This is a genomic window from Prosthecobacter sp. (assembly GCF_014879935.1).
Lineage (GTDB): Bacteria > Verrucomicrobiota > Verrucomicrobiia > Verrucomicrobiales > Verrucomicrobiaceae > Prosthecobacter.
The window spans coordinates 92,112-117,641 of record NZ_JACSRD010000163.1 but is presented as its reverse complement, the minus strand read 5'-3'; the positions used below and the strand labels follow the sequence as shown (position 1 = coordinate 117,641).

The 25,530-nt window shown below is 59.8% G+C and carries 20 protein-coding genes; 8 read left to right on the top strand and 12 right to left on the bottom strand.

The window, feature by feature from the left end:
- Positions 1-331: 331 nt before the first annotated feature.
- From IAE77_RS16205 to IAE77_RS16160, 10 genes are all read right to left on the bottom strand, one after another.
- Positions 332-2,194 carry a dienelactone hydrolase family protein gene (locus IAE77_RS16205; protein ID WP_294228361.1) on the bottom strand — a complete coding sequence of 621 codons (1,863 nt, stop codon included), beginning with the start codon at positions 2,192-2,194 and terminating at the stop codon, positions 332-334.
- 32 nt (positions 2,195-2,226) lie between these two features.
- Positions 2,227-4,452, bottom strand: a complete 2,226-nt coding sequence (locus IAE77_RS16200; RefSeq protein WP_294228359.1) for a hypothetical protein — start codon at positions 4,450-4,452, stop codon at positions 2,227-2,229.
- A gap of 105 nt (positions 4,453-4,557) precedes the next feature.
- Complete coding sequence (locus tag IAE77_RS16195; RefSeq protein WP_294228357.1) at positions 4,558-6,603, bottom strand: redoxin family protein; 2,046 nt, start codon at positions 6,601-6,603, stop codon at positions 4,558-4,560.
- An 11-nt stretch (positions 6,604-6,614) separates the two neighbouring features.
- Positions 6,615-7,337, bottom strand: a complete 723-nt coding sequence (locus tag IAE77_RS16190; protein ID WP_294228356.1) for a family 16 glycoside hydrolase — start codon at positions 7,335-7,337, stop codon at positions 6,615-6,617.
- 80 nt (positions 7,338-7,417) lie between these two features.
- Positions 7,418-8,884, bottom strand: a complete 1,467-nt coding sequence (locus IAE77_RS16185; protein ID WP_294228354.1) for a sigma-70 family RNA polymerase sigma factor — start codon at positions 8,882-8,884, stop codon at positions 7,418-7,420.
- Positions 8,885-8,965: 81 nt separating this feature from the next.
- A complete protein-coding gene (locus tag IAE77_RS16180; RefSeq protein ID WP_294228351.1) occupies positions 8,966-9,850 on the bottom strand; it encodes a ThuA domain-containing protein in 885 nt (294 codons plus the stop codon).
- 58 nt (positions 9,851-9,908) lie between these two features.
- Positions 9,909-10,109, bottom strand: a complete 201-nt coding sequence (locus tag IAE77_RS16175; protein ID WP_294228349.1) for a hypothetical protein — start codon at positions 10,107-10,109, stop codon at positions 9,909-9,911.
- Positions 10,106-10,621: a hypothetical protein gene (locus tag IAE77_RS16170; RefSeq protein WP_294228346.1), complete on the bottom strand. Its 516-nt coding sequence runs from the start codon at positions 10,619-10,621 to the stop codon at positions 10,106-10,108. Before IAE77_RS16170 ends, IAE77_RS16175 begins: the two co-directional genes overlap by 4 nt.
- A gap of 118 nt (positions 10,622-10,739) precedes the next feature.
- On the bottom strand, positions 10,740-12,938 hold the full coding sequence (locus IAE77_RS16165) for a sialate O-acetylesterase (protein ID WP_294228344.1): 2,199 nt from the start codon (positions 12,936-12,938) through the stop codon (positions 10,740-10,742).
- A gap of 87 nt (positions 12,939-13,025) precedes the next feature.
- Positions 13,026-14,525, bottom strand: coding sequence for a sialate O-acetylesterase (locus IAE77_RS16160; RefSeq protein ID WP_294228342.1), 1,500 nt, complete (start codon positions 14,523-14,525; stop codon positions 13,026-13,028).
- A gap of 263 nt (positions 14,526-14,788) precedes the next feature.
- Here IAE77_RS16160 and IAE77_RS16155 point away from each other — a divergent pair, with 263 nt between their 5' ends.
- The 6 genes from IAE77_RS16155 to IAE77_RS16130 all read left to right on the top strand — a co-directional run bounded on the left by IAE77_RS16155 (position 14,789) and on the right by IAE77_RS16130 (position 19,353).
- Positions 14,789-15,214: a PIN domain-containing protein gene (locus IAE77_RS16155; protein WP_294228340.1), complete on the top strand. Its 426-nt coding sequence runs from the start codon at positions 14,789-14,791 to the stop codon at positions 15,212-15,214.
- Entirely contained in the window at positions 15,211-15,444 is a 234-nt protein-coding gene (locus IAE77_RS16150) for a hypothetical protein (RefSeq protein WP_294228338.1), read from the top strand. The genes IAE77_RS16155 and IAE77_RS16150 overlap by 4 nt, the downstream gene beginning before the upstream one ends.
- Before the next feature lie 143 nt (positions 15,445-15,587).
- The gene (locus IAE77_RS16145; RefSeq protein ID WP_294228335.1) at positions 15,588-17,015 is read left to right on the top strand and encodes a toll/interleukin-1 receptor domain-containing protein; all 1,428 of its coding nucleotides are present in this window, start codon (positions 15,588-15,590) and stop codon (positions 17,013-17,015) included.
- 400 nt (positions 17,016-17,415) lie between these two features.
- Positions 17,416-18,585, top strand: coding sequence for a hypothetical protein (locus IAE77_RS16140; RefSeq protein WP_294228333.1), 1,170 nt, complete (start codon positions 17,416-17,418; stop codon positions 18,583-18,585).
- A 19-nt stretch (positions 18,586-18,604) separates the two neighbouring features.
- The gene (locus tag IAE77_RS16135) at positions 18,605-19,144 is read left to right on the top strand and encodes a nucleotidyl transferase AbiEii/AbiGii toxin family protein (protein ID WP_294228331.1); all 540 of its coding nucleotides are present in this window, start codon (positions 18,605-18,607) and stop codon (positions 19,142-19,144) included.
- Positions 19,141-19,353 (top strand): hypothetical protein, encoded by a 213-nt coding sequence (locus IAE77_RS16130; protein ID WP_294228329.1) that lies wholly within the window; start codon positions 19,141-19,143, stop codon positions 19,351-19,353. Before IAE77_RS16135 ends, IAE77_RS16130 begins: the two co-directional genes overlap by 4 nt.
- Before the next feature lie 29 nt (positions 19,354-19,382).
- Here the strand turns inward: IAE77_RS16130 and IAE77_RS16125 are convergent, their stop codons facing one another.
- On the bottom strand, positions 19,383-20,600 hold the full coding sequence (locus IAE77_RS16125) for an SGNH/GDSL hydrolase family protein (RefSeq protein ID WP_294228327.1): 1,218 nt from the start codon (positions 20,598-20,600) through the stop codon (positions 19,383-19,385).
- 5 nt (positions 20,601-20,605) lie between these two features.
- A complete protein-coding gene (locus tag IAE77_RS16120) occupies positions 20,606-21,928 on the bottom strand; it encodes a hypothetical protein (RefSeq protein WP_294228325.1) in 1,323 nt (440 codons plus the stop codon).
- Between the two features lie 144 nt (positions 21,929-22,072).
- Between IAE77_RS16120 and IAE77_RS16115 the strand changes: the two genes are divergently transcribed.
- Together IAE77_RS16115 and IAE77_RS16110 are read left to right on the top strand one after the other, a co-directional pair.
- Positions 22,073-24,163: a hypothetical protein gene (locus IAE77_RS16115; protein ID WP_294228323.1), complete on the top strand. Its 2,091-nt coding sequence runs from the start codon at positions 22,073-22,075 to the stop codon at positions 24,161-24,163.
- Positions 24,164-24,214: 51 nt separating this feature from the next.
- Positions 24,215-25,525 (top strand): PQQ-binding-like beta-propeller repeat protein, encoded by a 1,311-nt coding sequence (locus tag IAE77_RS16110; RefSeq protein ID WP_294228321.1) that lies wholly within the window; start codon positions 24,215-24,217, stop codon positions 25,523-25,525.
- The last annotated feature ends 5 nt before the right edge of the window (positions 25,526-25,530 follow it).

Genomic DNA, 25,530 nt, shown 5'->3' with positions numbered 1-25,530 from the left:
ACTGCTCGCTTTCGCCGCTGTCATCGATTGGATGCAGCCGCTCAAGAGGTTTTAAAACACTGCCTAGACGGTAAAGTCTGTATCCAACACGGCGCCGAGTTGTGTGTAGAGCGCTTCGCTTCACGATCTGCATGAGTTGGCGCACCCCTTGTTCCCTATTGCTACGAAGCGAGCGAGATCGCCGACAGGCCGAGAAGGAACACCACGAGCTTGGGACCCTTTTCTCATCGGTGCCCCACAGTTCCTTATTGCCACAGGCACGTTTGGAACTGATCTGGACGAGAAGGGGTGCCCTCTATCTCTATGATCTGCTTGCTTCAAGTGCAGTTCGTCACTCCCAAGCAACTCGCAAAAACTCCGGCGCGGGGCCTTTCCAGAGCGGGACTTCGTTGGCGGGTAGGCCGTGGTTGGCGCAGAGGCCGAGTTGATCGATTTCAGACCAGCTGGTCGGTGAGCCTTCGGCGGAGGTGAAGTCCCTCAGAGCGAGTGTGAGGGTCTGCGGAGCATCAGAGCCTTGGATCTCGCGCTGGCAAACGAAGGTGCGGCGCGGGCCGCGGTAGCTGCGCCATTCGTTTTGCTGGAGGACGATGCTGAGGCGGTTGGTCTGCGGGAGTTTGAGCGTGATGTGCAGCTTGGAGCCTTCGGGGCCGCGCCAGAGGGGATCGGTGACTTTGCGCGTCCAGAGTTGCTGATGCGTGGCGTTGCCGGCATTGAGCGCATACCAGTCGCGGGTGCCGTGGGTGAAGTCGTCGATGAGCGTGGACGGTTTCGCGGTGAGCTTGGGGTTCGCTTGCTTGACCTCATCGGCGCTGTGCGAGTGAAAAAGGCTGCTGAGGCAGACTTCGGTGACCGGTTTGCCGTAGCCGGGCATCTGCGCGAGCGATTCGGGCTTCGGCAGCGTGTGGTAAACGTTCGCGAAGGCGAAGAGCGGCAGGTCGTGCGTGTGGATCGGCAGTTGGGCGATGTAGCCTTCGGATTCCTTCACGACCTCCGCGCTGCGCCAGAAGCGGGCGCGGGGATCGGGGTCGGTGCTGTAGTAAATCTCCACGCGTGCCACGGGCAGCGTTTTCGCATCCGGCCGCACACGCAGCATGGGCACGCCGTCGTTGGATTTGAGCACAAGCTCGCTTTGCGGCGTCTCCGGCAAGGCGGGGTCGCCTTTGAGATGCTGATCCAACCACAGCGGCATGGTGACGGCGACCTCGGGCGTGAGGCGGTGGTTCATGTGCGGCACCCAACTGTAGCGCGTGGGCTGATTCGGAATGAGAGCGTTCGTGCGATACACGTCGTCCATCCAGCCGTGGAAGTCGTTCGTGGCGCTGCGATGCAACACCGGGCACTGAATGAGCGGCGCGTAGCTTTCAAAGCTCAGCGTGCGACGAAACACCTCGACATCGCCTTTGATCCGGTCCTGCTGATCCGTGCCGCCGATGAACGAATGCGGCTGCCAGCGCCAGCCTTGACCGCCGACGCCGGGAACGGCGGCCTTCACGCGGCGATCTGTGCCAGCGACATACATCGTGAGGTTTCCGCCCATCGAGTAACCATGCACACCGAGTCGCCGCGGATCGACCTGCGGCTGCTGTTCGAGAAACGTGAGCCCACGACGACATCCAAGCGTGAGCAGATACCAGTTGTTGTTCTTCGGATGCTCGCGGTCCTCGAAGACCTGCCCCGGCCCGGGCAGCATCGTGCTGTAGCCCTGCACATTGAGCTGTGAGGGATCGACCGCGCCCCAATCGGTGTTTGGATCGCCGGGTTCGGACTTCTCGCAGGTGTTGAACGGCGCCTTGCCCGTCCCGCTGCCGCCCCAGTTCACGGAAAGCGCCGCGTATCCTCTCGCCACGAGCAGCTTCACCTCGCTCACCGAGCCGCGCTGCCCGCCACCATGGATGTGCATCACCGCCGGGAGTTTTTCCTTCGCGCCCTCCGGAAAGCCATACACCGCCGCCATCCGCGCCGGCTTGCCTTTGAACATGCCGATGAAATACCGCACATGCCGAAACACGCCGCCGTCCTCCTTCCACTCGCGAATCACCTCGACCTCCAGCGGGTCCTTCCGCGGATCAAAATCGGCCCATAACTCGGCGACGGATTGCGGAACGCCCTCGGCGGCAAACAGCGAAGGCAGATCAAGCAGAGAAAACGAAGCGACAGCTCCAGTTTGAAGAAGGGTGCGGCGGGTAGTGGGCATTTGGTGAAGACGATGGAAGTGCAGAGTGTCTTTTAATGAGATGGCGTGAGTTCGATCTCAAGACTGCCTTCAGGCGCTGATCTTGCATTGCAGACGATTTGCCAGCGTTGCGTCGCGGCATCCCAATTCGTCTGCCAATGCGAGATCGGCTGGTCGTTCACGAGCACGCGATGGCCCTTCGGTGACTTCAACTCGGCAAAAGTGACCGGCACATGCCCAAGTCCGCCTTTTACGAGGACTTGCGCACGCTGCTCGTCATCGACGGCGACGATGAGCGGATAGCTTTTCGTGATCTCACCGCGTTTCGCGATGGGTTTCAGCGCATTGCCTTGCGCCTCGCGATGCACGGGACGCCAGGTGTCGGCATCGCGGGCGAGCATGTCACGCATTTTGGCATCCGGGCCGTAGTAAGCGGCGGCATCGGCGGGGAAGATGACGAGTTCCAACTCGGCCTCGACGAAATCGCCGGGCTGCAACTCGCTGATGCCAGGCGGCGGTGCGAGCTCGACGGCGGTGCGGTGGTTGTTCTTGCCCCATTCGGTGCAAAACGTCGCGAGATGCGGCGCGGCAGGTTTGCCACCGAGCACCGCACGCCACGAGCGCACGATGAAGCCGCGAGTCGCCGCAGCGTGGCCTTTTTTCAGCACGGCACGCTCCACGCCATGCACGGAGACCCACGCGCCCTCGTCAGCGAGCGGCACAGCGGTGCGATCATACTCATCCTTCGCGCGACGCGGCTCCCATTCCTCGCGCAGGCCGGTGACATCGCCGATGGCCACTCGTCGCGCGGGCACGTCGTTGTAGAAATCCGCGCCGAGCTGGAAGAACGCGAGCCTCTGCCAGCGCACCGGCTTTCGCACGTCGTAGCGCAGTCGCAGAAAGGTGCGCAGATGATCGTTCGCCGCGGGCACGGACACATCCATGCGCGCCGCGATCTCGCCACCGCTCGATTCCTCGCGGTAGCTCACATCGGTGAGGCACGGACCTTGCGCTCGATACTCGGTGCGGGTGCCTTTCATCTCCTGATAGCGACCCTGCGCGTCCTTCCACATCAGAAAATCGCCGCCGCCGCAGTTCTCGGCCCAGCCCCAGCGTTTCGCCTTCGCTTCGACGGGCAAGGTCATGAGCGGGCGCACGTCCGTGATGAAACAACGCCGCTGCACACGTCCAGGCTCGAAGCAGATGCTCTCGCCAAAGCTGCCCACCGCCGCCTGATCCCAGAATTGATTGTGCCCCCAGCCGATGAGGCAGAGCTGCGCATGCGATGCCGCGCACACGCCGCCGTAGCGGGCATGCACCATCTGGAAAACGAGTTCACGCCGCGACTTCGGCGGCAAACGCACCCACGCGAAGCCATGAAACCACTGCCCGTCATGCGGCAGTCGGCCCTTCTCCGCGCGGATGTGCCAGTTTTTCGAAATCTGCACCGGAATGCCCGTTGGTGTGCCATCCAGTTCGCAAAGCATCGGCGTGAATCCTGTGATTGGCAGATGCTTCTCCTGCGTGAACATCAATCGCGCCACCGTCGGCTCATCGGTGTCGTTGCGCAGCGTCACACGCCAGCGGTCGATGCGATCCAGATGCTCCTCGGGGTAATACGTGCCGCCCGCATTGCTCCACCGCTCCTCCGGCAGCGCCAGCCGATGACAACCCAGCGCCTCATCCCGCGTCACCGCCAGCTCCGACTCCACCACGGCCTTCGATTCACTCGCGAGCACCTCCAGCAACACACTGCGACTGCCGCTCACCTTTTTCCCGCCATGTCGCAGCTCGATCACTGACTCGTTTTCGCTCTCCAGACGAAACGCGAGCCTGTCCGGCCACACACTGATCTCCAGCCGCGCCGTGCCGTCGAACGGCTTACCTTCCGCATCCGCGAACGTCAGCCCCTCGATCACCACGCGCTGAAAAAAGCGACCGCTCTCCACGAAGCGCACCGGCTGCTGCCACTCGTCCTCCGGCTGCGTGTGCCCGTTGCAAACAAACCGCCGCCCCTCCGCAATCACCGCACACTCCCACTCGCCCTCCACCGGTCGCACGCGTCGCGTGTCGAAAAGCATCGTCTGCTTCCCAAACTGAAACCCGAGGATCTCCTCCTTCGTCCGCTCCGCTCGCTGAAACATCGTCGGCGGCTCATTCACCCACCAAAGCCCCGTTTGATTCTCCATCCGCGGCATCCAATCGACCAGCGACGGCTCGGCGGCGAGGGTGATTGAGGTGATAAGGCAAAGCGGAAGCAAAAACAGGCGTCGTGGCATGAGATTGGTTTGAATGCAAAACGCCCGCTTCGCCATTGGCAATGCGACGCATTCTCGATCACCCGCGGCGTTCCATGCGAGATGACTTGAGTGAAAAACCTTCGACTATTCCGGCAATTTTCCCGCCTTGTAAGCTACCAAGCCGTCACGGAGGCGTTTTTCTTCGTCAGGGCTGGTGGCGCGATCTATGGCCTGCTCCTGGCGCTGAATGGCTTCGCGGCGATTACCCTGGCGGAAGTGAAGCCTGGCGAGGTGCTCCAAAACTCGCGGGTGGTTGCCACGAGTGGCCTCATTGGCCTGCTTGGCACAGGTTTCGGCAAACTTGAGCAGTGCGGGGGACGGATTTTCTGCGTGAACAATGATCCAGACCAGCGAATTGGCAGACCCGCTGTTCTGCTTTTCATCCGTGAGGATCGACTCGCCGAGCTTGATGGCCTCGTTGTCCTCGCCTTTGGCGACGAGGAGTGTGAATTGCTGTTTGCGGATGACAGCCCTCCATTCCGTGTCATCGGCCGGCACGATGGAGTTCATCTGGTCGAGCAAAGCGTGCGCATCCGCCCAGTTCCGCGCCTTGATGGCGGGCTGGAATTTCCCAAACGCTTCATAGTAGGCCCCGCTGATCTTTCCGCGCACTTGATGAAGCCGCTTTTCCTTGGCGAGATCGAAAGTTCCGGCCAGCACTTGCTCGACCACGGTTTCGCTCAGGCCTTCCGGGTGGTCGATCCATGCGATGTTGCCGTCTTTGCCCACGAGAATGACGACGGGAATGCCATTCTGCCCGGCGGCTCTGAGCCACGGTTTCGCCACCGCTTCCTGCGAGTCGAGGGCGATACGATAGGTCATCTTGTTCGCCACCTTTTCGACAAACGCTCTGATTTTGCCGGTATCATCCTCCCACACGTTTTGGCCGATGACGACCAGCCCCTGGTCTTTGTATTTTTGGTGCAGATGCTCGATGTGTGGAATGGAGGCCACACAGGGGCCGCACCAGGTGGCCCAGAAGTCGAGAAGATAGGCTTTGCCCTTTTCCAACGTCTGCACGGGCTCCCCTTGAATCCATGAATGTGCCTTCAGTGCTGGAGCGGGATCGCCGGGGCCAAGCAGGGCCTTCGTGGCTGGCGGCGTGCCCGCCGATGACTTGCCAGTCAGGCTGGCAAGACGTTTGCGCACATTGTCTTTGTCGATGCTTGGATCATCGAGCGCCAGCATCTGCTGCCAGGCCCGTGTGGCGTCTGCCACCTTGCCCTGGCCTTCGTAGGCGCGGGCAAGGGCGCTGAGCGCTACGGGATTGCGGGCACCGCCGCTTTTGATCGCCTGCTGCACGAGGCTGATGACCAGTTCGTGGTCAATCGGATGCTTCTCAGGTGCTTTGAGGAGTTCGCTGGCAAGATGCGCCACGATGCTCTCCGATGCGGTGGGGGCGACTTCCTTTGCAAAGCGCTGGGCGTCCTGTTGTTCACCCAGTTGGAGCAGGGCTTTGACTTTCGTCGCGTAGTTCAGCGGTGCGCTTGCCGGGTCAGCCCGGTTCATTTCATCGAGCACGGCGAGCACCTCCCGCCAGCGGCTTGTGCGCAGGGCCTCTCCGAGCTTCACATCGAGTTCCGCAAAGGCAGCGTCCACCTGCTGCTGCCTCGCGGGGTCGAAGGTCCCGGCGAGCACGGCTGCCAGTGGTCCATCCACCCGCATGGGATGGCCGACCCAGGCGATGCTGCCTTTTCGGTCCACGAGAAAGGTCTGCGGGATGCCCTCGCGCCCTGACTTGTCGAGCCAGTGTTTTGCCATGAAGCCCTCGGCATCATCCGTCGCCACAGGGTGATTCCAGTCGGATGCTCGCTTCGCCACGAAATCCTTCACTGCCTTCGCCTCATCTTTGACCGCCACAGCGATGACGGTGAGGCCGCCCTTTTCGTGCTTTCGCTGGAGTTCGGCGAGATGCGGCATCGCCGCGATGCAAGGCGCGCACCAGGTGGCCCAAAACTCCACCACATAAACGCGACCGGTCTCAAAACTGCCAATCGGAGTTCCCGCAGCCCATTGTGATACCTTCAAAGGCGGTGCGGGATCACCGACTTTGAGTTGTGGTTCAGCGGCATGCAGCGCGGCCAGCGGCGCGAGCAGCAAGGAGGTTAGGAGTGTGCGCGTGGTGTTCATGGTGGCGAGTCTCATTGTGGCGTCTGTTTAGCTGCATGGAGCGGCTCGATGCGAATGTCGTCGAACCAAGATGCGACGGGTGTTTTGCTTTTTCCTCCTGGCTGGAGGCCGATGTCGTTCTTCGGCACATCACCGCAGAGCGTGGTGTAGGTGAGAGCCGGTTTGCCATCCAGCGTGACCCGCAACTCTTTGCCGCGCAGTTCAACGGCGATGTTGTGCCACACGTCAGGCGCGATTTGGAGCTTCTCCGTCTTCGCGTAGAAGAACTTGCGGTTCCAGATGCCCTTGGCCTTCAGCGCAGCGGCTTCAGGCGAGCCTTTCGGGTGCAAAACGTCGTTGTCCCAAGCGGTGATGCCGTCGGGGCGGATGTGCAGGCCCGCTACATTGAAATCTCGCTCCACGATGGGATTCGGCCCGCCGATGCTGATGCCGATCTGGCCCTCGGCAGCCATTTTGAAGCGACAGTGGAGCCGAATATCGTTCCCGCTGATGGCCCGGCGCAGTCCAGGCGGATGTTTCTCCTCTGGGAAACACTGCCCACGCAACGCCCCGTCAACGATCTGCCACCACTCAGGCCGCGCGTCCTTGCCACTCACAGTCTTGCCGAGCGGATGTTTGGCATCGATGCTGGTAGCGAGAAAGCCATAGGGCCGCCAGTTGTCCGTCAAATTGCCCACATCGGAGAAGTCGTCGGTCCACGATGAAGGGGGCGGAGCCTCCTCGGTAGCATTCAAGACCGTGATGGCAAGGAGTAAGAGGATAGGAATAAGTGTCTGCATGATTCGTTTCGCTTGGTCGTCCGTTCGTTGGTTCATCATCGCAGGACGTTGGAGGGTCCAAAATTTGTCTGTGCTTTTTGTCGAAAACTGTAAATCGACCATGCAAGCCAAGTGATCGTCAGAGTTGCCAGCGGGAGCCCAATCAGCATGCTGAAATGGAGCTGATTTTCCTCCCATTGGCCCGAAGCGAGCCAGGTCTGGCGCATGAAAAGGGCCAGCACCAGAGTAGCTGCCCAGAGCGAGGCGAAATGTGCCAATAACACTACTCGATATCTGGATGGTCGGTGCCAGATCACCGCAGTGGACACCAGCACGATTCCGGCGCAGGCCGCCAAGAATCCGAAGACGACTGCCTCGGGTGTCTCGTGGCTGACCAAGCCCAATAAGCCGACGGAGAAAGCCGGAAAGAACCCTCCGGCAACGATCACGCCTGCGATGGTTCTGCGAAACTGAGGCGTTCCCGTCTCCAGATGCGCATGTTCCTCGGAGATGAGACCATCCGACTTGCGGATTTGGTGGCGCCTATGCTTGATCCACAGACCCAACGGCCAAGCAAGCAACCCCGTCATCACCGGGGTTCCAACGCAAAGCAGGACGGCGAAGCCCGGCTTCATGGCCGCGAGGACTCCCACCATTAACCCCGACACGATGCAGACGGCCGTCATCCACATGAATGCGCGTCCCATGAATCTTCCTTCTCCGGCGGACCGGGCATCATCCACATACCCCTTCATGATATTCCAGAGTCCCACGGTGACTCCAGCCATAGCCACAAATGGTGCCATCATGCCACCCGCCGAGTGGCTGGCTGTAGCCTTGGCCAGACTACCTCCAGCGGTCGCCGCGGCCGCCGGTGCCGGAATGGATGCCACCGCCCCGAGCACTGCTAGTGTAAAAATCCCGCCCGGCGCAGAACGGCGCAACATGGCCCCGAGTGACCGCTCCACTCGCTCCGCGAGCAACGCACGTCCGCGTGAGAGCCGCTGCTTCACCGCGTCCTCAGATATTCCGATCGCCTCCGCCACGGACGCCACCGACTCGTTCTGCCGATAAAAGAGCACCATGGGCTCGCGATACAGCGGTGGCAGATCCTGCAACTGACGCAGCAGAATCGCACGCTCTTCACTGTCGATGGCATGATCAGCAGGCGTGGCGGCTTCGACCTGCACCTCCTCGCCGCTTGCCTCGCCAGCCAGTGCCGTCGGTGTGCGATCATCTCGACGTATAGAGCTGTTCGCTATGTTTCGTGCGATACCGCAGACCCATGACCTGAAACTCCCCGGCTCCTTCAACTCGCCCAGTTGCCGCCACGCGCCCACAAACGCCTCCTGCGCGATGTCCTCGCTGCGATGCAGATCCCCACAAGCTCCGAGAGCCACGGAGCAGACGAGCGACTGGTGCCGCTCAACCAACCGGCCAAACGCCGCTGCAACGCCTGCGCGAGATTGTTCTACAAGATCGGCATCTGAGACGTCAGGGGGATTCATCATCTGAGTGTTCATGGCTGCCGATGAGTGGTCGAAACGGCCATCAAGGTGACAAGATTTTTGACTTCTAGTTCACCGTGCCCTCCAAGGAAGCCTTTAATCCGCTCCCATCCACCGCACCGCGTTTTCCATCACCCGCAGCGTCTCGGCTTGCTGGAAGATGGGATAGGTTTCGTGGCCGGGGCGAAAGTAGAAGACGTGGCCCTGGCCGACGGTCCACACGCAGCCGCTGCGGAAGTGCTCGCCTTTGTCCCACTTTTCCTCGAACACGACTTCATCCGGCGTCGGCACGTGGAAGGGCTCGCCATACATCTCCGTGCGCGGGATGTCCCACTGCGCGGGCAAACCTGCGGCGATGGGATGCTGCGGCAGCAGCGTGGTGACGTGCGATGGCATGCCGTCGTTGCGATACGCGGGAAACACGCACTGCGGCAGCGTGAGCCGCCACACGGCGCCCTCGACCTTCTCAACATATGGCGTGATGCGCGACGCTCGGCCGATGAGCTTGTAATACGGCGCTTCATTGACGAACTCCCACTTCGCCGTCGCCCGCTCCGCCTCCGGCACCTGCTTCAGCGCGTCGGCCTTCGCCCGCTCCTGCATGAGCCGCACAAACGGCTTCGCCCAATGCGCCGAGTGCAGGCCGATGAAGCCCAGCTTGCCTTCCTTCACCCGTTTCACCACGGCCTCGGCCCGTGCATCGTTTTGCTCCTTCGCACGGCGATGACTCCAAAAGATGAGCACGTCCGTCGCATCGAGCGCGGCATCGCTCAGGCCTTGATCCGCCTCGTCGAGCTTCGCGGTCTTCACCGCGAGCCTCGGTAGCTTCGCCAGATGCGCCGCGAGCATCTCGCCGAGAAACTTTTCGCCATAGCCCTGCTTTTGCTCCGGCTGCTGCTCATCCCACACGAGCACGCGGATGGGCTCAGCGGCGTGAAGATGGACCGCTGCCAGAAAAAGGGCGAGGATGTGGTGTCTCATGGTTTTGAGCCATCGAAGCTCTCGAACGCGATGCCAATGCATTTTGCAAAGCGGATACTCAGGGCGAAACAGTCAGAGGCGTCTTACGGGCTTTGAGCCTCAAGGGATTCGCAGGCTTGGGTGGATGCGTTGCCACGATGTTCTTCGTGTCAGCGAGGATTTGTTCCAGCATCCGTAGCTTCTCCCCAACTGGCAAAGCAGCCAGTTCCTTCCTTCGCTCACGTTTGCGGTCGATCATGTCGTTGAGAAGCGGGTTCATGGTTCGAGATAGGTGCTTTGGAACTTCTGCCACAGTGGCATCAACTCATGTCTCTGTAGAATGCTTTCAAACACTGTCGCATCAATGACCTCAGCCTCCAGAAAACGAACCAGCCGGTCATAGTCCTTTGCGCGCCCCACTTGCAGACAGATGGCCGCGAGATGCTCCGCAGTGAAGACACGAGTATCGATGCCGTTCACATCTCGCCTCACAGACTTCTCCAATGCTTCCTCGACGAGAGGCGTGGTGGGCGGCACAAACTCCACGGCCCAGCCTTCGATGACGATGAACTGACCGCTCGGCTGATAGCCACGGCTCATGAGATAGGAATAGATCGGTCCCAGTGTCAGGAGTGAGCTTCCTTCCCCGGTGGGCAGCGTCACAAACACATCCAGATCCTTCGTGGCAAAAGGCTCCAGCCAGAAAATCGCCCCCACCGCTCCGCCAATGGCATAGTGGCCGATGACTCCATCGGCTTCCATCTGGTTGAGGAGGGCGAATATCTTATCCATCTCCGAGAGGCACAGGTTCGGGCTTCATCACGAATACATTTATACGACAGCGATGGATCGGAGACAAGGCTCCGCTTGCGGACGATTGCGTCCGGTATTCCATCTCTTTGAGAGCTCGCTACTTCTTTGGCTGCACCTCTCCCGTGCTCTGAAACTGCTGCCAATCCTTCGCATAGTCGGCATTGAGCAGCCAGGAGGCGGTGGATTTGTCGCCGGTGAATTCGGCGAAAGGCGCGGTGAGGAGCTTTTGATAGCCGCCGGGCTTCGTCTGCCAGTTTTGGCCGAGGTGACCGCTTTCAAGCGTGAGGGCGTTGAACTTCACGGGGCCGCTCTTCGCATCGGCATCGGCCGGAACGCGGGCGGTGAAAGTGTGGCGCAGGAAACTCAACACGAGCGGCCAGGTCTTCTCGCCGGGGCCGTGGCCGGTCTTGGGCTCGACGGCGATGTTCCACAGAGCGTGATGGTTTTTTCGCAGGGCGGGCACGACGGCGAGGTTTTCGTCTTTGGAAGGTCGCGCGAGAAAAGGATCGTCCTCGCCGAAGATGACGAGACCGGGAACTTGTGCGGCTCCGGGTTGGTAAACTTGAAACGTGGTGCCTGGACGCATCGAAACCCAGCCCCACACGCGATCAGGCACATACGACGTGAAAATGGCGGAGAAGCCGGTGCCGTTGGAGTGGCCGTAAAGAAAGAGCGGCGCGTGCTGAAGCTCGGGATGAGCGCTCTTTTTGCCAAACTGCCGCAAGTGCTCGAAAAGCAGGCTTTGAGGCCAAAAGCCTCGCTGCATCGGATTGCCGGTGAACTTGAACAAGGCGAGCCCCAACTCCTGCGCGAGCTTTCGCAGGTCGGCACGCTTGAAGAGACCTTCGCCGCTGCCGTGGCCGGACATCACGACGATGCCGCGAGCGGTTTGGAGGTCCTTCGGCAGCCAAAGATCAAAGCGCACCTCCTCGCGCCGGCCTTCGCCTTTTTGCTTCACGGCCTCGCGCCACTGCGCCTCGCTCACTTTCCAGTCCCAGTTGCGGCTCACGACCTGCTGCGGGTCCGGCGTGCCCCACTTCGCCTCGTCGAGCACACCGTTCCAGCTCCTCGTGTCCTTCGTTTGCACGTTCGCGCTCACCCAGCCGAGGCTGTGGCATTCAGGAAGCTGCGCAAAATCACTCCACTCCGTTCCATCGTTCGTTTGGCGAGGCTCGGTCCATTGCTTCGCGAGCCACGGCAGCACCTTTTCGGCCCATTTCGAGCCATGAACACGCAAGCCCTCGCCGCTGAAGTGGACGCCCTTGCCATCGCGTTCGCGGAGTTTGCCTTTCAGCGCATCGGAGTCGGGACCTTCGAAGGCGAGACCATCCTTCCAAAGCGAGGCCTGCGCCGCACGGATGTCGTCGCTGCCTTCATCGCCCGGCACGTGATAACTCGCCTGCGCCACAAACCACGGCGCGCTCCAGCCGATGTCGCGTCGCGAATCGCGGAGGATCTTCTCCAAGCACTCGCGGTAAAGCTTTCCCGACAGTGTGCGCGTCGTGTCCTTCTGATTCGCATCGCTCTCGCCCTGATGCCAGAGCACCGCGCGAAAGCCCAGCGGCCCCGCCGACTTCATCCGTGCGATGAAAGCCTCATACGCCGCGCCTTTGCTGGCCCACTGGCCATTCGGAAGCTGCTCCACGCGACTCACGAGCGTCGGCGGATTCGGAAACGTCGCCCCTTTCGGCAACCACTCGCGCACACTCGTCGCACCAATGCCACACGCGAGGATGCCCACGGGCACGTTTTCCTTCGCCACCACCGCATCCGCGAACGCCGGCACCAAACTGCCGCCACCACCACTCGCGCCCGGCTGCGGATCATCCGCGATGCGCCACGCCTTCCCATCGAACGACGCCACGCGCCGCGTCTTCGTCATCTGCTTTTCCTGGCCGTGATTCGCCGAGTTCGACTGCCCCGCGATCACAAACACCTCGCCAATGCCCACATGCGCCACACTGCCGAGCGCGAGTTGTTTCCCACCCTGCGAAAGCCGCACCTCCAACCTCCACCAACCACCCGCCGGCGCTTCGACCGCGCCCGACAGCTTCTTCCCAGAAACGGAGCCACCCACACGCTGCCACGAAGTCTGATCCTTCTCACCCACCACCCGCGCTTCCATCGTGATGTCTGGCAAAGACACGGCCTCCGACAACTCACCCGCAATGCGTATCAAGCCTTTCCCCGGACTGCTCCGCTGCACGACCTGATAATCGAGTGGCGAGGTCAAAGTGAGATCAACAGCATGCAATGCGGAAGTGGCGACGAGGAGAAATGCGAGAAGACGTTTCATTGAAATCAATAGGCAGGAGAATGGGGGCAGAAGAATTAATTCAGGGACATTCTCCTGCCCCCATTCTTCTGCCTACTAAATCAGGGTTCACCACGCATCGCTACGGAACGGCGAGGCAGGCAGCCCCGCGTCGTTCACGAGATTTGCCTTCGGATCGTCTTTCCAGGCGTAGCGCACGGCGACGGGTGTTTTCACCTCCGGTGAGGTGACGATGACTTTTTCGCCGTCGATCTTTGCGATGGCGGGATGGAAGGTTTGGTCGGCTCCGGCGAGTTCGAAGCCTTCGATCTGGCCTGCGCGGGCTTTCAGGCCCTCCGCGTGCTCGAAGGTGCAAACCGCAGCCCCGTTCTCAAACTGCTGCGCCTTTGGCAAAGGGCCGCTCCACGCGATGTTTTGGCCGTAAACCTTCGCCAGCGCCCACAGGCCGAGGCGGCGGCCGACTTCTTGTTTGTTTTGCGGATGAATGTCCTTCGGGTCGCCGAGATCGAGGCAGATCGCCATGCCGGTTTGCGGCACGGCGAGCGTCTTGAGCATGGATTCACGCACCTCGCACCAGCCGAGGAAGCGTTCGTTGTGGAAGTTCGGCAGTTGCACCCAGGCGAACGGAAAATCGCCCTGCGCCCAATGCTCGCGCCAGTCTTTGACGAGCATCGGAAGCTGCTCGGCGTAAAACTTGCCGCCCTCGATGGTGAAGGCGTTCGACTCGCCCTGATACCAGATCGCGCCCTTGATCGCGTAACCGGCCAGCGGGGCGATTTTGCCATTGAAGAGGTTCCCCGGAGCCCGCGAGCGCGGATCAGGACTCGGCGCGGGTTTCGGCGGCACGGGCTTGTTCTCCGCCTTGGCCTTGTCGGCCAGTTTTTGCCAGCCTTCGAGCTGTCGCGCATACAGCTCCTTCGCACGCTGCGGCGTCCAGGTTTTCATCGACGCATCCATCGCTGTGAAAGGCTTCGCCATCTCCGGATGCGTGCGTTGCGACTTCGGGCTGATCCAGTTTTGGATCGGCGTGCCGCCCACGGCGGACACGAGCAAACCCACCGGCTGCTTCAGCTCGCGATGCAGATGCCGGCCAAAGAAATACGCCGTGGCGCTGAAGTTGGCGAGATTCTCCGGCGTGGTCAGCTTCCACTCACCGCGCGGCTTCAAGCTGCTCTCCCCCGCTCCGCCGGATGACTCCACAAACATGCGGAGCTGCGGCGCATTGGCGGTGGCCTGCTCATCCTTGAAGGCACGCAACCTGCCGACCGTCCACGCCATGTTTGACTGCCCCGAGCACAGCCACACCTCGCCGATGAGCACGTCCTGGATCGTGATCGTGTTTTTGCCCTTCACCGTCATCGTGGTGCTCTCGCCGGACTTCAGCGGATCGAGCTTCACGCGCCACTCGCCCTTGTCGTCCGCCTTCACCGACTTCGTCTGGCCCGCGATCGAAACACTCACGTCCTCCCCCGCAGCCGCCCAACCCCAAACCGGCACCGCCGCATCAGCCTGGAGAGTCATGTGATCCGAAAACGTCGCAGGCAGCGACACATCGGCATGCGCGGTGGCGGTGATAAGGAGGGTGAGGGCAAGCAAGGAGCGTTTCATGAGCAAGGAAGCTCATACGCTGGCAGAAGGTCGAATGATTCGAGTGCTCGAATGCGATGCAAAGCCGCTGCCCTCACAGCAGCCGCTCCTAAGCTGCCAATCTTCTTCAACTCCAGCAGCCAGAGAGTCCCACCTGAGACTCGGGAGACATTGCCGCAGCGCTCTTGGCGGATTTGCCGAGTCGAGGAGGTTCCGGGCAAGGGCATCTTCGGGAATACCCCTCTGCTTGCCTAACCCCTGACCACCCGCTAGCATCCGTGCTCATGATACGCGCCGTTCTCGATACCAATGTCCTGCTCGCCGCCCTGCGGTCGAGGCAAGGCGCATCGTTCGAGATCATCTCTCGCTATCGTCAGGGCGAGTTTTCGCTGCTCGTGAGCAACACCGTCCTCTCCGAGTATGACGAGGTTCTCAAGCGCGAGGGGCCGTCGTTTGGCATCACCACCGCCATCGTGAACCGCTACCTGGACGCCCTCTGTGCCGGAGCCGATGCTTTCCCCACCTCCAGCTTTTGGAAACCTTCCCTGCCTGATGCCGACGACGAGGCCTTTGCTCAACTGGCACTCGAAGCCAAAGTCGGCTATCTTGTGACGTTCAATCAACGCCACTTTCCCGCCGAGCGCCTGCCTGCCGTCAAAGTCGTCTCGCCCAAAGAGTTTCTCCACGTCCTTCAATCCATCGTCCCATGACCATTCAAGCCAACATCCCCGACTTTCTCATCCGTCAGGCCGCCGATGTCGCTCAGCGTGAAGGCACCAGCGTGGACTCCATCATCGCCATCGCTCTCTCCTCCCAAGTCTCCGTCTGGCAGGTCCGCGACAGCGTCGAGAAACGCGCCAACCGGGGCAGCCTCTCCGATTTGGATGCCATCCTCACCGCCGTGCCGGATGTGCCGCCGATGGCGGGGGATGAGAAGTGAGGCCAGCCCACCTGGAATTCGGGAGAAATTGCGCTAGCCACCAGCAGAGCAAACCGGGCTTGTTCGGGCAAAGATGTTTTTCGAGGCCGCACTAAAGCGGTTAAATTGAGAGACAGCCGCACTGATGTGCTTCAACATGTAACGTGGACCACAAAGACGCCTATATCTGCTACAACAGCAATGATCTCGACTGGGTAAAGCGGCTCGCTGAGCAGCTTGAGTCTGAGACGATTGATGGCATCAAAACATCCCGAACACTGAATGTCTTTTTCGACCGCTGGGACATGGGGCCGGGTGACAGCCTCATTGACAAGATGAATGAGGGCATGTCGAAAGCGAGGCATGTTGTTTGCATCCTGTCGCCTGAGTTTCTAGCCGCTGACTGGCCGCGCTTTGAGTGGAAACACATCGTAGCCTCCAATCCAAACAATGTCGGCGGGCGGATAATTCCGATTCTCCTTAGAGACAAAGGCTTGGACGGAATCGCAAGGCTCAACCTACCCGCCCCTTTTCGAGACCTGAAATACATCGATTTCCGCAAGGCATCGGACTTCAGGGTGGGGTTTACCGATCTGGTTCGGAAAATCCGAAACATGCCTCCTGAGCGAGGAAGAAGGCTGCCTCCGCTGGCTGGAAACAGCCCTGCAGTTGTGCCAAGACCAACCCAGCCGGAAATGTCCTGGCTTCCCGACTCACTGCCTGAGTTCATCTTCTCAAATCTCCTTACAGTTGGACACATGCCGACTCAGATTTGGACCGCAAACACGCCATACAGGGAGGACTCAAAGAGAGGTATATGGGACAAGGTGGATAACAGCCAAGCATTCATCCTTCGCGCAGGAAAGCTCTATACCTTCACCAACCTTTTGGATGAAAACGAGCCACTGCGAGAGGTGGTTGATTGCAGCACAATCAAGCCAGAGTCGCGCAATGACTGGTTTCTCGATCCAGACCGTGAACGATGGCTGGTCGCCTTGCTCAACAGCAGTCTCACCAGAAGCCTCCGCCAAAAGTGGATCAAGACAGATGGGAAAGGGCGATTTTACTTTGCTCCTGCTAAAGGGGGCAATGATCGTATCTGGCCGATGCCTACGGGCAAAGGGCGAACAGTCGCAAAGCGAATCAGGCCAAAAGGTGGTGATTCGGAGTTTTGGGTTCACCACGGCGCTAGATTGCGGTTTCGGCTTCTAGGCCAGAAGGTCTTTCTGCTGATTGTGCCGCTTTACCTTTTCACTGAGGATGGACAAACAACTATTGGCGGCAAGGCGGCGGGCAAATTGTCGCACATGTGGATGAGTAAACAGCAGAACCCCGACATTTTTAGAGATGTTCTGTTTTGGACTTATGTTTTAGGCAACGGGGAGCAACTCGCAAAAATCGAGACAGGCTCAGCACCTATCCAGATTGAGGCGGTCCCGGCGGCAGCACGAATGCAAATCGGCGTCGCCTATGACCGCGTGGACTTCCGCACTTTGTTTAACTTCAAGGATTCGGAGCTAGAGGACGCGGCCAACAATCTGAAGGAGTCGAGTGATTTTAACGAGGAGGATGCCGACAATGAAGAAGAATAGCAGACGGCCTCGCCCAGTCCCACTAGACAAGCGTCTTGAGGGGTTAACACCCACGTTTCAATGCTTCCATGTAGAGGAGCCAAAGCTCGTGTTCGGAGGAGGTAACTTGTCGGTTGACCCCAAGTCGGGACTGGAATCCTACGGCCCGTATGATGCGGATAAAACTGGCGTTAAAACCATTAACATCGGCATCATCGGAACTGGTGAAGGCATCGGAGAGTTCCAGGGTTTTCTGGACCTTGCGAGGGAAACGGTCTCACCGGGAATGAACACTCGGGGGAAAACCTTGGACCCTCACACTCATCCAGATTTTCCGGGCTGGGCCGACGGTAGAACCTTCGGAGCTAGTTTTGTTTGTAGCAGCTCCACGTATCAGAGAAGCATTCACCTCGAATACTTCATGAACGCCATCAAGACAGCCAAGGAGGAGGCTAAAATCAAAGAGGTTGTGCGCCTGGTGATGAAGGAGATTGAAGCTCTCAACAACTTGGAACCAGCTCCACAAGTCATCGTTGTCGTGCTGCCTCCAGAAGTTGAGAGCCAGATAGCCCATGTTGGGGCTGCAATGTCTAAGCGTCGTGTCGTGTTGAGTCCCAAAGAGAGATTCCTGAAGAGCCTCAAAGCTGACACCGATAAAGGTCAGATGACATTAGATTTCGGTCTTGATGTCGAAGATGAAGGCCAAACAACAAGCGGGTTTTGGAATTTCCACCATGCATTTAAGGCACACGCCATGAAGTTTTCCGCTCCAACACAACTGGTTTGGCAAACAACCCTTCACGAACAGAATCAGGCTTCGGTATCTTGGAACCTTTTGACGGCCCTCTACTACAAGGCTGGAAATAGCCCTTGGCGTCTCCAGATGCTGCCAGACACCACATGCTACGTCGGCGTGTCTTTCTTCAAGGAACGCCCCTTTGGAAGGGCCGACATGCACACAAGCCTCGCTCAAGTTTTTGGCGCGGGAGAAGGTATTGTCTTGCAGGGGGACAAGGCCGTTTTCGACAAGTCAAAAGGCGATCCCAGTCCCCACCTCACAGAAGCAGGCGCGGAGTCTCTGCTCAAACAAGCCCTGGAGAAGTATGCTTTGCAGCACGGCGTCCCACCGACCCGCGTTGTGATTCACAAAAGTTCGAGATACTGGCCCGAGGAGCTGGCTGGTTTTCGGAAGGCAGCTCAAGGCATCTTCCGGCACGATTTTTTAGCTTTTGGAGATTTGGATACTCGATTCATGCGAGCGGGGCGGCGGCCCATTGTCAGAGGCACTGTGATCGTATTGGGCAAAGGAAACTACCTTGTTTATACGAATGGTTACATCCCCTATCTGCGGTCTTACCCCAGCAAGCGAATCCCTTGCCCACTGGAGATTATCGAGCATCACGGAGACTCCCCGCCTTTGCTAGTTTGCTCGGAAATACTTTCACTGACCAAGCTGAACTGGAACAGCTGTTGGTTTGGCAGCAGCTCGCCGATCACCATGCGGTTTGCACGGGATGTTGGGAGGGTAATGGCGGAGCTTCCTAACGATGGATCAGTCATTCCGAAGACAAAGTATCGCTATTACATGTGAGCGAGAGGACATCAGCACCATGACCGAAGAACTCTCCATCCTCCGAGACATCACGACCCGATTGGATGCGGCGGGTATCGATTACATGCTCACTGGTTCCGTGGCGCTCGCCTGCCATGCCCAGCCGCGCATGACGCGCGACATTGATCTGGTTGTCGCCTTTTACCTCAAAGATGCAGCCCGCATCACCTCGGTGCTCGGCACTGAATACTACGTCTCACCCGAGGCAGCGCTGGAGGCGGTGCTGCATCAGAGCAGCTTCAATGCGATCCACGAGGCGACCCTGATCAAGGTGGACTTCATGGTGCGGAAGCGGGAAGATTATCGACTGCATGAGTTTACCCGGCGGGTTCGACTGAAACTGGCGGATTTTGAACTGTGGGTGGTGAGCAAGGAAGACCTCATCCTCTCCAAGCTGGAATGGGCGCGGGAGTCGCACTCGGAACGGCAGTTCGCGGACGTGGAGAACCTGATTGCCAGCGGCTGTGATGAGGCGTATCTACGCAGATGGTCAGCCGCATTGAACCTGACAGATATGCTGACACGGGTTTTGCCGTGAAAGACACGCCGCCGGAGATCAACCGGCGGCTCTTTGACGCCATGATGCGCAGGACGCCGGAGGAGCGGCTGATGATGAGCCTCGACATGATGGCGACGGCAAGGGAGCTGGTCATGCAGGGCATCCAGCGAGAAGCAGGCGCGGTCTCAGACATCGAGATGAAGCGTCGTGCCTTTCAACGCCTTCATGGCGAGCCCTGTCCTTGGTAGGGCCTCATTTGCCGGAAAAAGTTTCGATCTCAATTCAGCAGCAGATGAAACACCCGCAGCGCGGTCTTGGATGAGGTCTTCGAGGCGACGAGGCGGACCCTCGCGGTGTGCGGGCCGGGCTTGAGCTGGTCATCGAGGATCAAGGCCCACGGAAGATGCAGGCCGCTGCTCCAGTGCGTCAGTGTGTCGAGCGTGCGAGGCGCGCCGCCATCCACGCTGAACTCGATCTGCCCGGCATCGGGGCCGGAGGCGATGAAAAGACCGCAGCCGGTGCCTTCGAAGCTGAACTCGAACTCCGCGCCCGGCTCGGTGCCGACGAGCGCAGGCACGTTCACAAAGCCCTCGCGCACACCGATTTTTTTGCCGTTGGGCTGCTTGTCGTCGTCGGCAGGTTTCCACGACGGCACGAGCGTGAAGCCTTGGATGATTTTTGCCTGCGCAATGTCGCCGAGACGGCCTTTGGCGTAGCTTTGAGCATCGAGCGGCGCGGGCAGCGGATGCTCTTTCACGGATGCGGCGATGGGTTTGGCAAAAGCGGCGTCGAGCATGCGGGCGACGCTGTTGGCGTAGAGCTGATGACCGAACGGCGAGGGATGCAGGCCTTTGAAATCGTCCGCCCAGGTGAACTCGCCCGCGTCGATGCGGTCAGTGACTTCACGCGCGAGGTTGAACGACGGATTGCCATACGCCACGGCCACACGCTCGTGCTGGGCGATGGACGCGGGCACCTTGCCAGTGTGGTAGTCATCCATGTGCGGTGGCATGACGAAGTGAAGCTGGATGATGTCCGTCAGCGGGCTCACCATGCGCATGTGACGCACCACGCCCTCCATGCCGCGCAGCATGAGATCGGGATGCTGCGGGATGTTTGAGCTGTCATTCACCGCCGCCTCGACGAAGAGCAAATCCACCGGCCCTTTCGCCAACACATCGCGCTCCAAACGGAACGCATGTGGCACGGAGCCCATGGAGCCGATGCCCGCATTGATGAACTCGAACTTCGTGTCCGGGAACTTCTTCGTGAGGTAATCGCAGGTGTGCTGCCGCCACGCACCGCCCGCCGTGATCGAGCCCCCAAAGAAAATGACGCGACCGGTTTTCTCCTGCGTGAACTTGCGCTGACAATTCGCCAATCCATCGCGCAGCTCGAAGTAATCGTGACCCTTCGGCAGCTTCGCGGGATCGTATTTGGGCTCGGCGGAGGCGAAGCCGGTCAGCAGGAGCAGAAGAGCAAAGAGAGGCTTCATCGGGGTCATTTGAGGGGTTTCAGCTTCCACTTCGCGGCATACAAATCACTCGAACCGGATTTGGTCACTTCGTGAGTGCCAAAGGTGGCAGGTGTGGAGAGTGCGCCGGCGATGATGAGTTCATCCGGAGCGCGGAAAGTGATGGGGTAAGCGCTGTCGTTGAGCTTGCCACCGGCCTGTTGCACCCACAGGAGGCCGCCTTTGACATCAAACGCCGCGACGAAGATGTCGCCGCTGCCTCGGGTGGCGAGCGCGTGACCGGCCAGCACGGTGTCTTGATTGAAATCGCCGCACACAAAGGCCGTGCCGTGATCATCGGTGGTCACGCCGAGGCAGTAATCGGTGCCCGGGCCATGCATGTGCTTCGCCCACTGGACCTGGCCCGCAGCATCGAGATGCACAATCAGACCTTCGTAATCTTTTTCGGTGCCGGCTTGAAACGTCTGGCCTGCCACACTCACGCTGCCCTTGAACATACCTGCGCCCCAGACGCGACCCTGCGAATCGCACGCGATCTCGTGGTAAATGGCGGTCGTGGTGCCCGGGATTAGGTTCACCCATTCGCCCTCGCCTTCCGGAGTGAGCTTCAGCACGAGCGCGGCGCTCGTTTTGGATTCGATGGCAACTTTGCCAAAGGTGCCTGCGCCCGAAGCACTGCCACCGAGGTAGATGTGGTCCTTCCCATCAATCGCGATGCCGTGCCCGCTGCCCGAGACCTTGCCGGAAGGCGTGCGATGCCAGATCTCGCGACCTTCCGCGTCATACTTCGTGCAGAAAAACTGTCCGCCGATCGCGCCCGTGATGACCACATGCCCCTTCGAGTCAATGGCGATGCCGTGTCCGTAATCGGAACCCTCGCCGCCCTTCACACGCACCCACAGCAGCTTGCCATCCGGCGCGAATTTCGCGGTGAAGGCATCATAGCTGCCTGCATTCGGCACCTTCTCGCCATTCGCCATCGCGTCCGTGCTTTCGAAGTGGCCGGTAACATACGCGTTCCCCGCCGCATCCGTGATGACGCCATACGCGCGATCCGTCTTGCTGCCGCCGAATCCGCTCACCCACAGCGGCTTGCCCGCAGCATCGAGCTTCGTCAGGCACATGTCCATCTCACCGGCCGTTTTGTGCTGTTGATCGCCAAACATCGCATCCCCCACGCACTCGGACGCCAGAAACACATTCCCAGCACGATCCGTCGTCACCGCCCTCGTCTTGTCATGCCCACCACCGCCGCCGCTGAAGACCCATTCGCAGGATGGAGGCTCTACGGCGTGGAGCGTGGAAATGAGGGCGAGAATACAAAGAGGCTGTTTGAATGATGACGGCATAAGGCGGTGTGAAGTTGGGCAAACAGGATTACGCCTGAATTCGAAGACCTTTGCGACCTGCCTTTCTGCGCGGCTACTGAGCCTGCTTCATTTGAGAAGTGCCGCGTGCAACTTTGAGTGGAAATGCGATACATCGCCGATTCCATGAAATCCCTGCTACTGCTTCTTTTCGTTCCCTCATTCCTCTCTGCCGCCGAGCTTAAAACGACCAACAACGGCGTCGAGATCGCAGCAGGCAGTTTGGGGAGCTTTTTACTGATGTATCCAGAGTTTGAGCCAGCTCACAAAATCATCGAAGTGAAGGCGAGCGGGACGCAGGCCAGTGTGAAGTATGAAGGTGGACCGCAGTGCGATGTTTCACTGGCCAAGGATGAGGTCGGAGTGAGTTTTCGCGGTGTTTCAGCCGATGTGAAGTCGTGGAAGATGACGACGCTCATCGACATTGGCTTCGCGAAAGGCGGCTCGTGGCAGATCGCAGACAAAAACGGCGTTTTTCCGGCGGAGAAGGCTTCGCCGCCGCACATCGCGAGTTTGAACGGAACGACGTTTTTGGTGAAAAATGCCCAAGGGCAGAGTTTGAGCTTCCTGACACCGGATTATGCGTTTCAGCAGCTCACGGACAATCGGGAGTGGAACTGGGCGGTGTATCACTGGCAGTTCATCGTTCCGTGGATGGCGGATCGCGCCGCGACGAAGATCAAGGTGACGTCGGATCTGGCCTCCGTGACGAAACTGATCGATCCGTTCGGTCAGAGCCTGAAGGATGCGTTTCCGAACAAGCTGAAGAGCCTCGAAGAATTGAAAGCCGATGTGGAAGCAGACAAGGCCTACTACGCGGGCATTGAGACGCCGAAGCTGGATCGCATTGGAGGATTGCCGGGCAGTGGGGAAGCGCTGGGGCTGAAGAAGACCGGCTTCTTCCATGTGGAGCAGAAGAGCGGCAAATCGTGGCTAGTCGATCCGGATGGGAATGCCTTCTTCCACCTCGGCGTGTGCGGTTTCGCGCCGAATGACGACTACACCTATGTGAAAGGCCGCGAGGGCATCTACGAGTGGCTGCCGAAGCTGGACAGCGAATACGCATCGGCCTTCCGCGAGGGCAATTCGGACCATTTTTCGTTCTACATCGCGAACACGATCAAGAAGTTCGGCACGGCGTATGATTTCGAAGCGCACGCGGCACGGATGATTGAGCGAGTGAAGAAGTGGGGCTTCAATTCGATTGGTGCGTTCAGTCCGGTGCCGGAGAAGGCGGCGTTTCCGTATGTGGCGCATCTGCCGACCAACGAATGGGAAGGCGTGCCGCGAATCCCCGGTGCGCATGAGGTGTGGGACCCGTTTGATGCGGCCACGACGGCAAAGATCGCGGAGGACATCGCCCGCGAGGTGCCTGCGCGAGCGAACGATCCGCTCTTGATTGGCTGGTTCATCGTCAATGAGCCGCGCTTTGATGAGTTGCCGCGCGTGATCCCATCGCTGGATGGCAAGCACGCGTGCAAGCGAAAGCTGGTGGCCGCTTTGAAGGCGAAATACAGCACCGTGGAAGCTTTCAACACCGCGTGGCAGGCGAAAGCGGCCTCGTTTGATGAACTCATCGGCTCCGGGCTCGCGGTGACGACGGACACGGCGAAGGCAGACGTGAAGGCGTTTGTCGGCGTGTTTCTTGAAACTTACTTCACGCAGATCGAGAAGGTATTTCGCCAGCATGACGCGAATCATCTGCTCATCGGCAGCCGTCTTCAACCGATCACGATCGAGGACGAGCAACTCTGCCGCATTATGGGCCAGCATCTCGATGTGGTGAGCTACAACTACTACACCTTCGGCGTCGATACGGCGGCGCTGAAACGCTACCACGAGTGGACCGGTGGCAAGCCGATGATGTTGAGCGAGTTCTTCTGGGCCTCGCCGAAGGACAGCGGGCTCATCGGCGGTCGCGAAGTGAGCTCACAACAGGAGCGCGGGCTGGCGTATCGAAACTACGTCGAGCAAAGCGCTTCGCTGGGCTTTGTGATCGGCATCGAGTGGTTCACACTGGTCGATCAAGCCACGACGGGCCGCTGGTTCAGCCAATACAACGGCGAAAGTTACAACACCGGACTCCTCAGCGTGGCGGATCGCCTGTGGAAGGACATGCTGGCCGAGATGATGAAGACGAACCACGGCATCTATGATCTGCTGCTTGGCAAGCGTCCGCCGTTTGCGTGGGATGATGCGCGGTTTAGCGGGAAGTGAGAGCGCAAGTTCCTCGCCGGGCGGTCGTTTTCAGCCACAACCACGACCACCATGAAACTCGGGCTCCTCGCATTCGCCCTCGTCGCCTCTGTTTGGGCGGCGGAGACTCCCAACTGGCCGCAGTTTCGCGGCGCGGCATCGGATGGGCTCGGCGAGGGCGCGACACTGCCGGAGACGTGGAGCGACACGGAGAATGTGGTGTGGAAGGTGAAGGTGCCGGGCTGGGGCTGGTCGTCGCCGATTGTGTGGGGTGACAAGGTTTTCGTGACGGCGGCGGTGGGTGAGAAGGAATTGCCCACGCCGCATGTGGGCGGTTATCCCGGCGGACATGTCGGCACGGGCGAGGTGCATCGCTGGATGTTGTATTGCTTCGATTTTGAGTCGGGGAAGGTGCTGTGGGAGTTCGAGGCGCATCAAGGCGTGCCGTTGCAGATGCGGCATCCGCGCAGCTCCTTCGCGAACGAGACGCCGGTGACGGATGGCGAGCGTGTGTATGCTTACTTTGCGAACATCGGCCTGTTTTGCTGCGACATGAACGGCCGAAAACTCTGGGAGCGCCGCTGGCCGAGCTATCCGATGCGCGATGGCTGGAACACCGGCACCTCGCCCGTGCTACATGGCGGTCGCATCTTCATCCAGAATGACAACGATGAAGCGTCCTTCCTCGAAACAGTGGACAAGCTCACCGGCAAAATGCTTTGGCGTGTGTCACGCGAGGAGCGCAGCACCTGGTCCACGCCGTATGCGTGGGAAAGCGGCCAGCGCACCGAGTTGGTGACGATCGGCCTGAACAAAGTGCGCTCCTACGCGGTGGAGGACGGCGCGTTGCTGTGGGAAATCAGCGGCACGGCCGGACTCGTGAGCCAGATCCCGCTCTCGAAGCAAGGACTGCTCTACGCGGGCGCGGGTTACCACTACGGGCCGCTTTACGCCATCAAACCCGGCGCGAAGGGCGACATCTCGCTCGCGGGTGAAGCAACGAGCAATGAATTCATCGTGTGGTCGCAAAAGCGCGGCTCCAGCATCCATCCGGGCTACCTCAGCAGCGGCGAGCGGCTCTTCGTGTGTTACGACTCCGGCCTGCTCGGCTGCTTCAACGCGAAAACGGGCGAGGAAATCATTCCGAAGAAGCGGCTAAACACGAAGGGTGGTCGTTTCTACGCCTCGCCGTGGGCTTACAACGGTCGCGTCTTCATGCTAAACGAAAACGGCGACACCTGGGTGATCGAGGACGGCCCCGAATACAAACTGCTGCGCAAAAACTCGCTCGGCGATGTCGCCTGGGCCACGCCGGCCATCGCGCGCGGCAGTTTGTTCATCCGCACGTATTCGTGGCTGTATCGCATTCAGAATAAGAAGTGACCCGT

Bases quoted from the DNA above. Each gene is read 5' to 3' on its own strand.
- IAE77_RS16195 (WP_294228357.1), bottom strand. From the start codon at position 6,603: ATGAACACCACGCGCACACTCCTAACCTCCTTGCTGCTCGCGCCGCTG.
- IAE77_RS16180 (WP_294228351.1), bottom strand. From the start codon at position 9,850: ATGAGACACCACATCCTCGCCCTTTTTCTGGCAGCGGTCCATCTTCAC.
- IAE77_RS16140 (WP_294228333.1), top strand. From the start codon at position 17,416: ATGAACGCCATCAAGACAGCCAAGGAGGAGGCTAAAATCAAAGAGGTT.
- IAE77_RS16135 (WP_294228331.1), top strand. From the start codon at position 18,605: ATGACCGAAGAACTCTCCATCCTCCGAGACATCACGACCCGATTGGAT.
- IAE77_RS16160 (WP_294228342.1), bottom strand. From the start codon at position 14,525: ATGAAACGCTCCTTGCTTGCCCTCACCCTCCTTATCACCGCCACCGCG.
- IAE77_RS16150 (WP_294228338.1), top strand. From the start codon at position 15,211: ATGACCATTCAAGCCAACATCCCCGACTTTCTCATCCGTCAGGCCGCC.
- IAE77_RS16185 (WP_294228354.1), bottom strand. From the start codon at position 8,884: ATGAACACTCAGATGATGAATCCCCCTGACGTCTCAGATGCCGATCTT.
- IAE77_RS16125 (WP_294228327.1), bottom strand. From the start codon at position 20,600: ATGAAGCCTCTCTTTGCTCTTCTGCTCCTGCTGACCGGCTTCGCCTCC.
- IAE77_RS16175 (WP_294228349.1), bottom strand. From the start codon at position 10,109: ATGAACCCGCTTCTCAACGACATGATCGACCGCAAACGTGAGCGAAGG.
- IAE77_RS16165 (WP_294228344.1), bottom strand. From the start codon at position 12,938: ATGAAACGTCTTCTCGCATTTCTCCTCGTCGCCACTTCCGCATTGCAT.
- IAE77_RS16200 (WP_294228359.1), bottom strand. From the start codon at position 4,452: ATGCCACGACGCCTGTTTTTGCTTCCGCTTTGCCTTATCACCTCAATC.
- IAE77_RS16205 (WP_294228361.1), bottom strand. From the start codon at position 2,194: ATGCCCACTACCCGCCGCACCCTTCTTCAAACTGGAGCTGTCGCTTCG.
- IAE77_RS16155 (WP_294228340.1), top strand. From the start codon at position 14,789: ATGATACGCGCCGTTCTCGATACCAATGTCCTGCTCGCCGCCCTGCGG.
- IAE77_RS16115 (WP_294228323.1), top strand. From the start codon at position 22,073: ATGAAATCCCTGCTACTGCTTCTTTTCGTTCCCTCATTCCTCTCTGCC.
- IAE77_RS16170 (WP_294228346.1), bottom strand. From the start codon at position 10,621: ATGGATAAGATATTCGCCCTCCTCAACCAGATGGAAGCCGATGGAGTC.
- IAE77_RS16120 (WP_294228325.1), bottom strand. From the start codon at position 21,928: ATGCCGTCATCATTCAAACAGCCTCTTTGTATTCTCGCCCTCATTTCC.
- IAE77_RS16110 (WP_294228321.1), top strand. From the start codon at position 24,215: ATGAAACTCGGGCTCCTCGCATTCGCCCTCGTCGCCTCTGTTTGGGCG.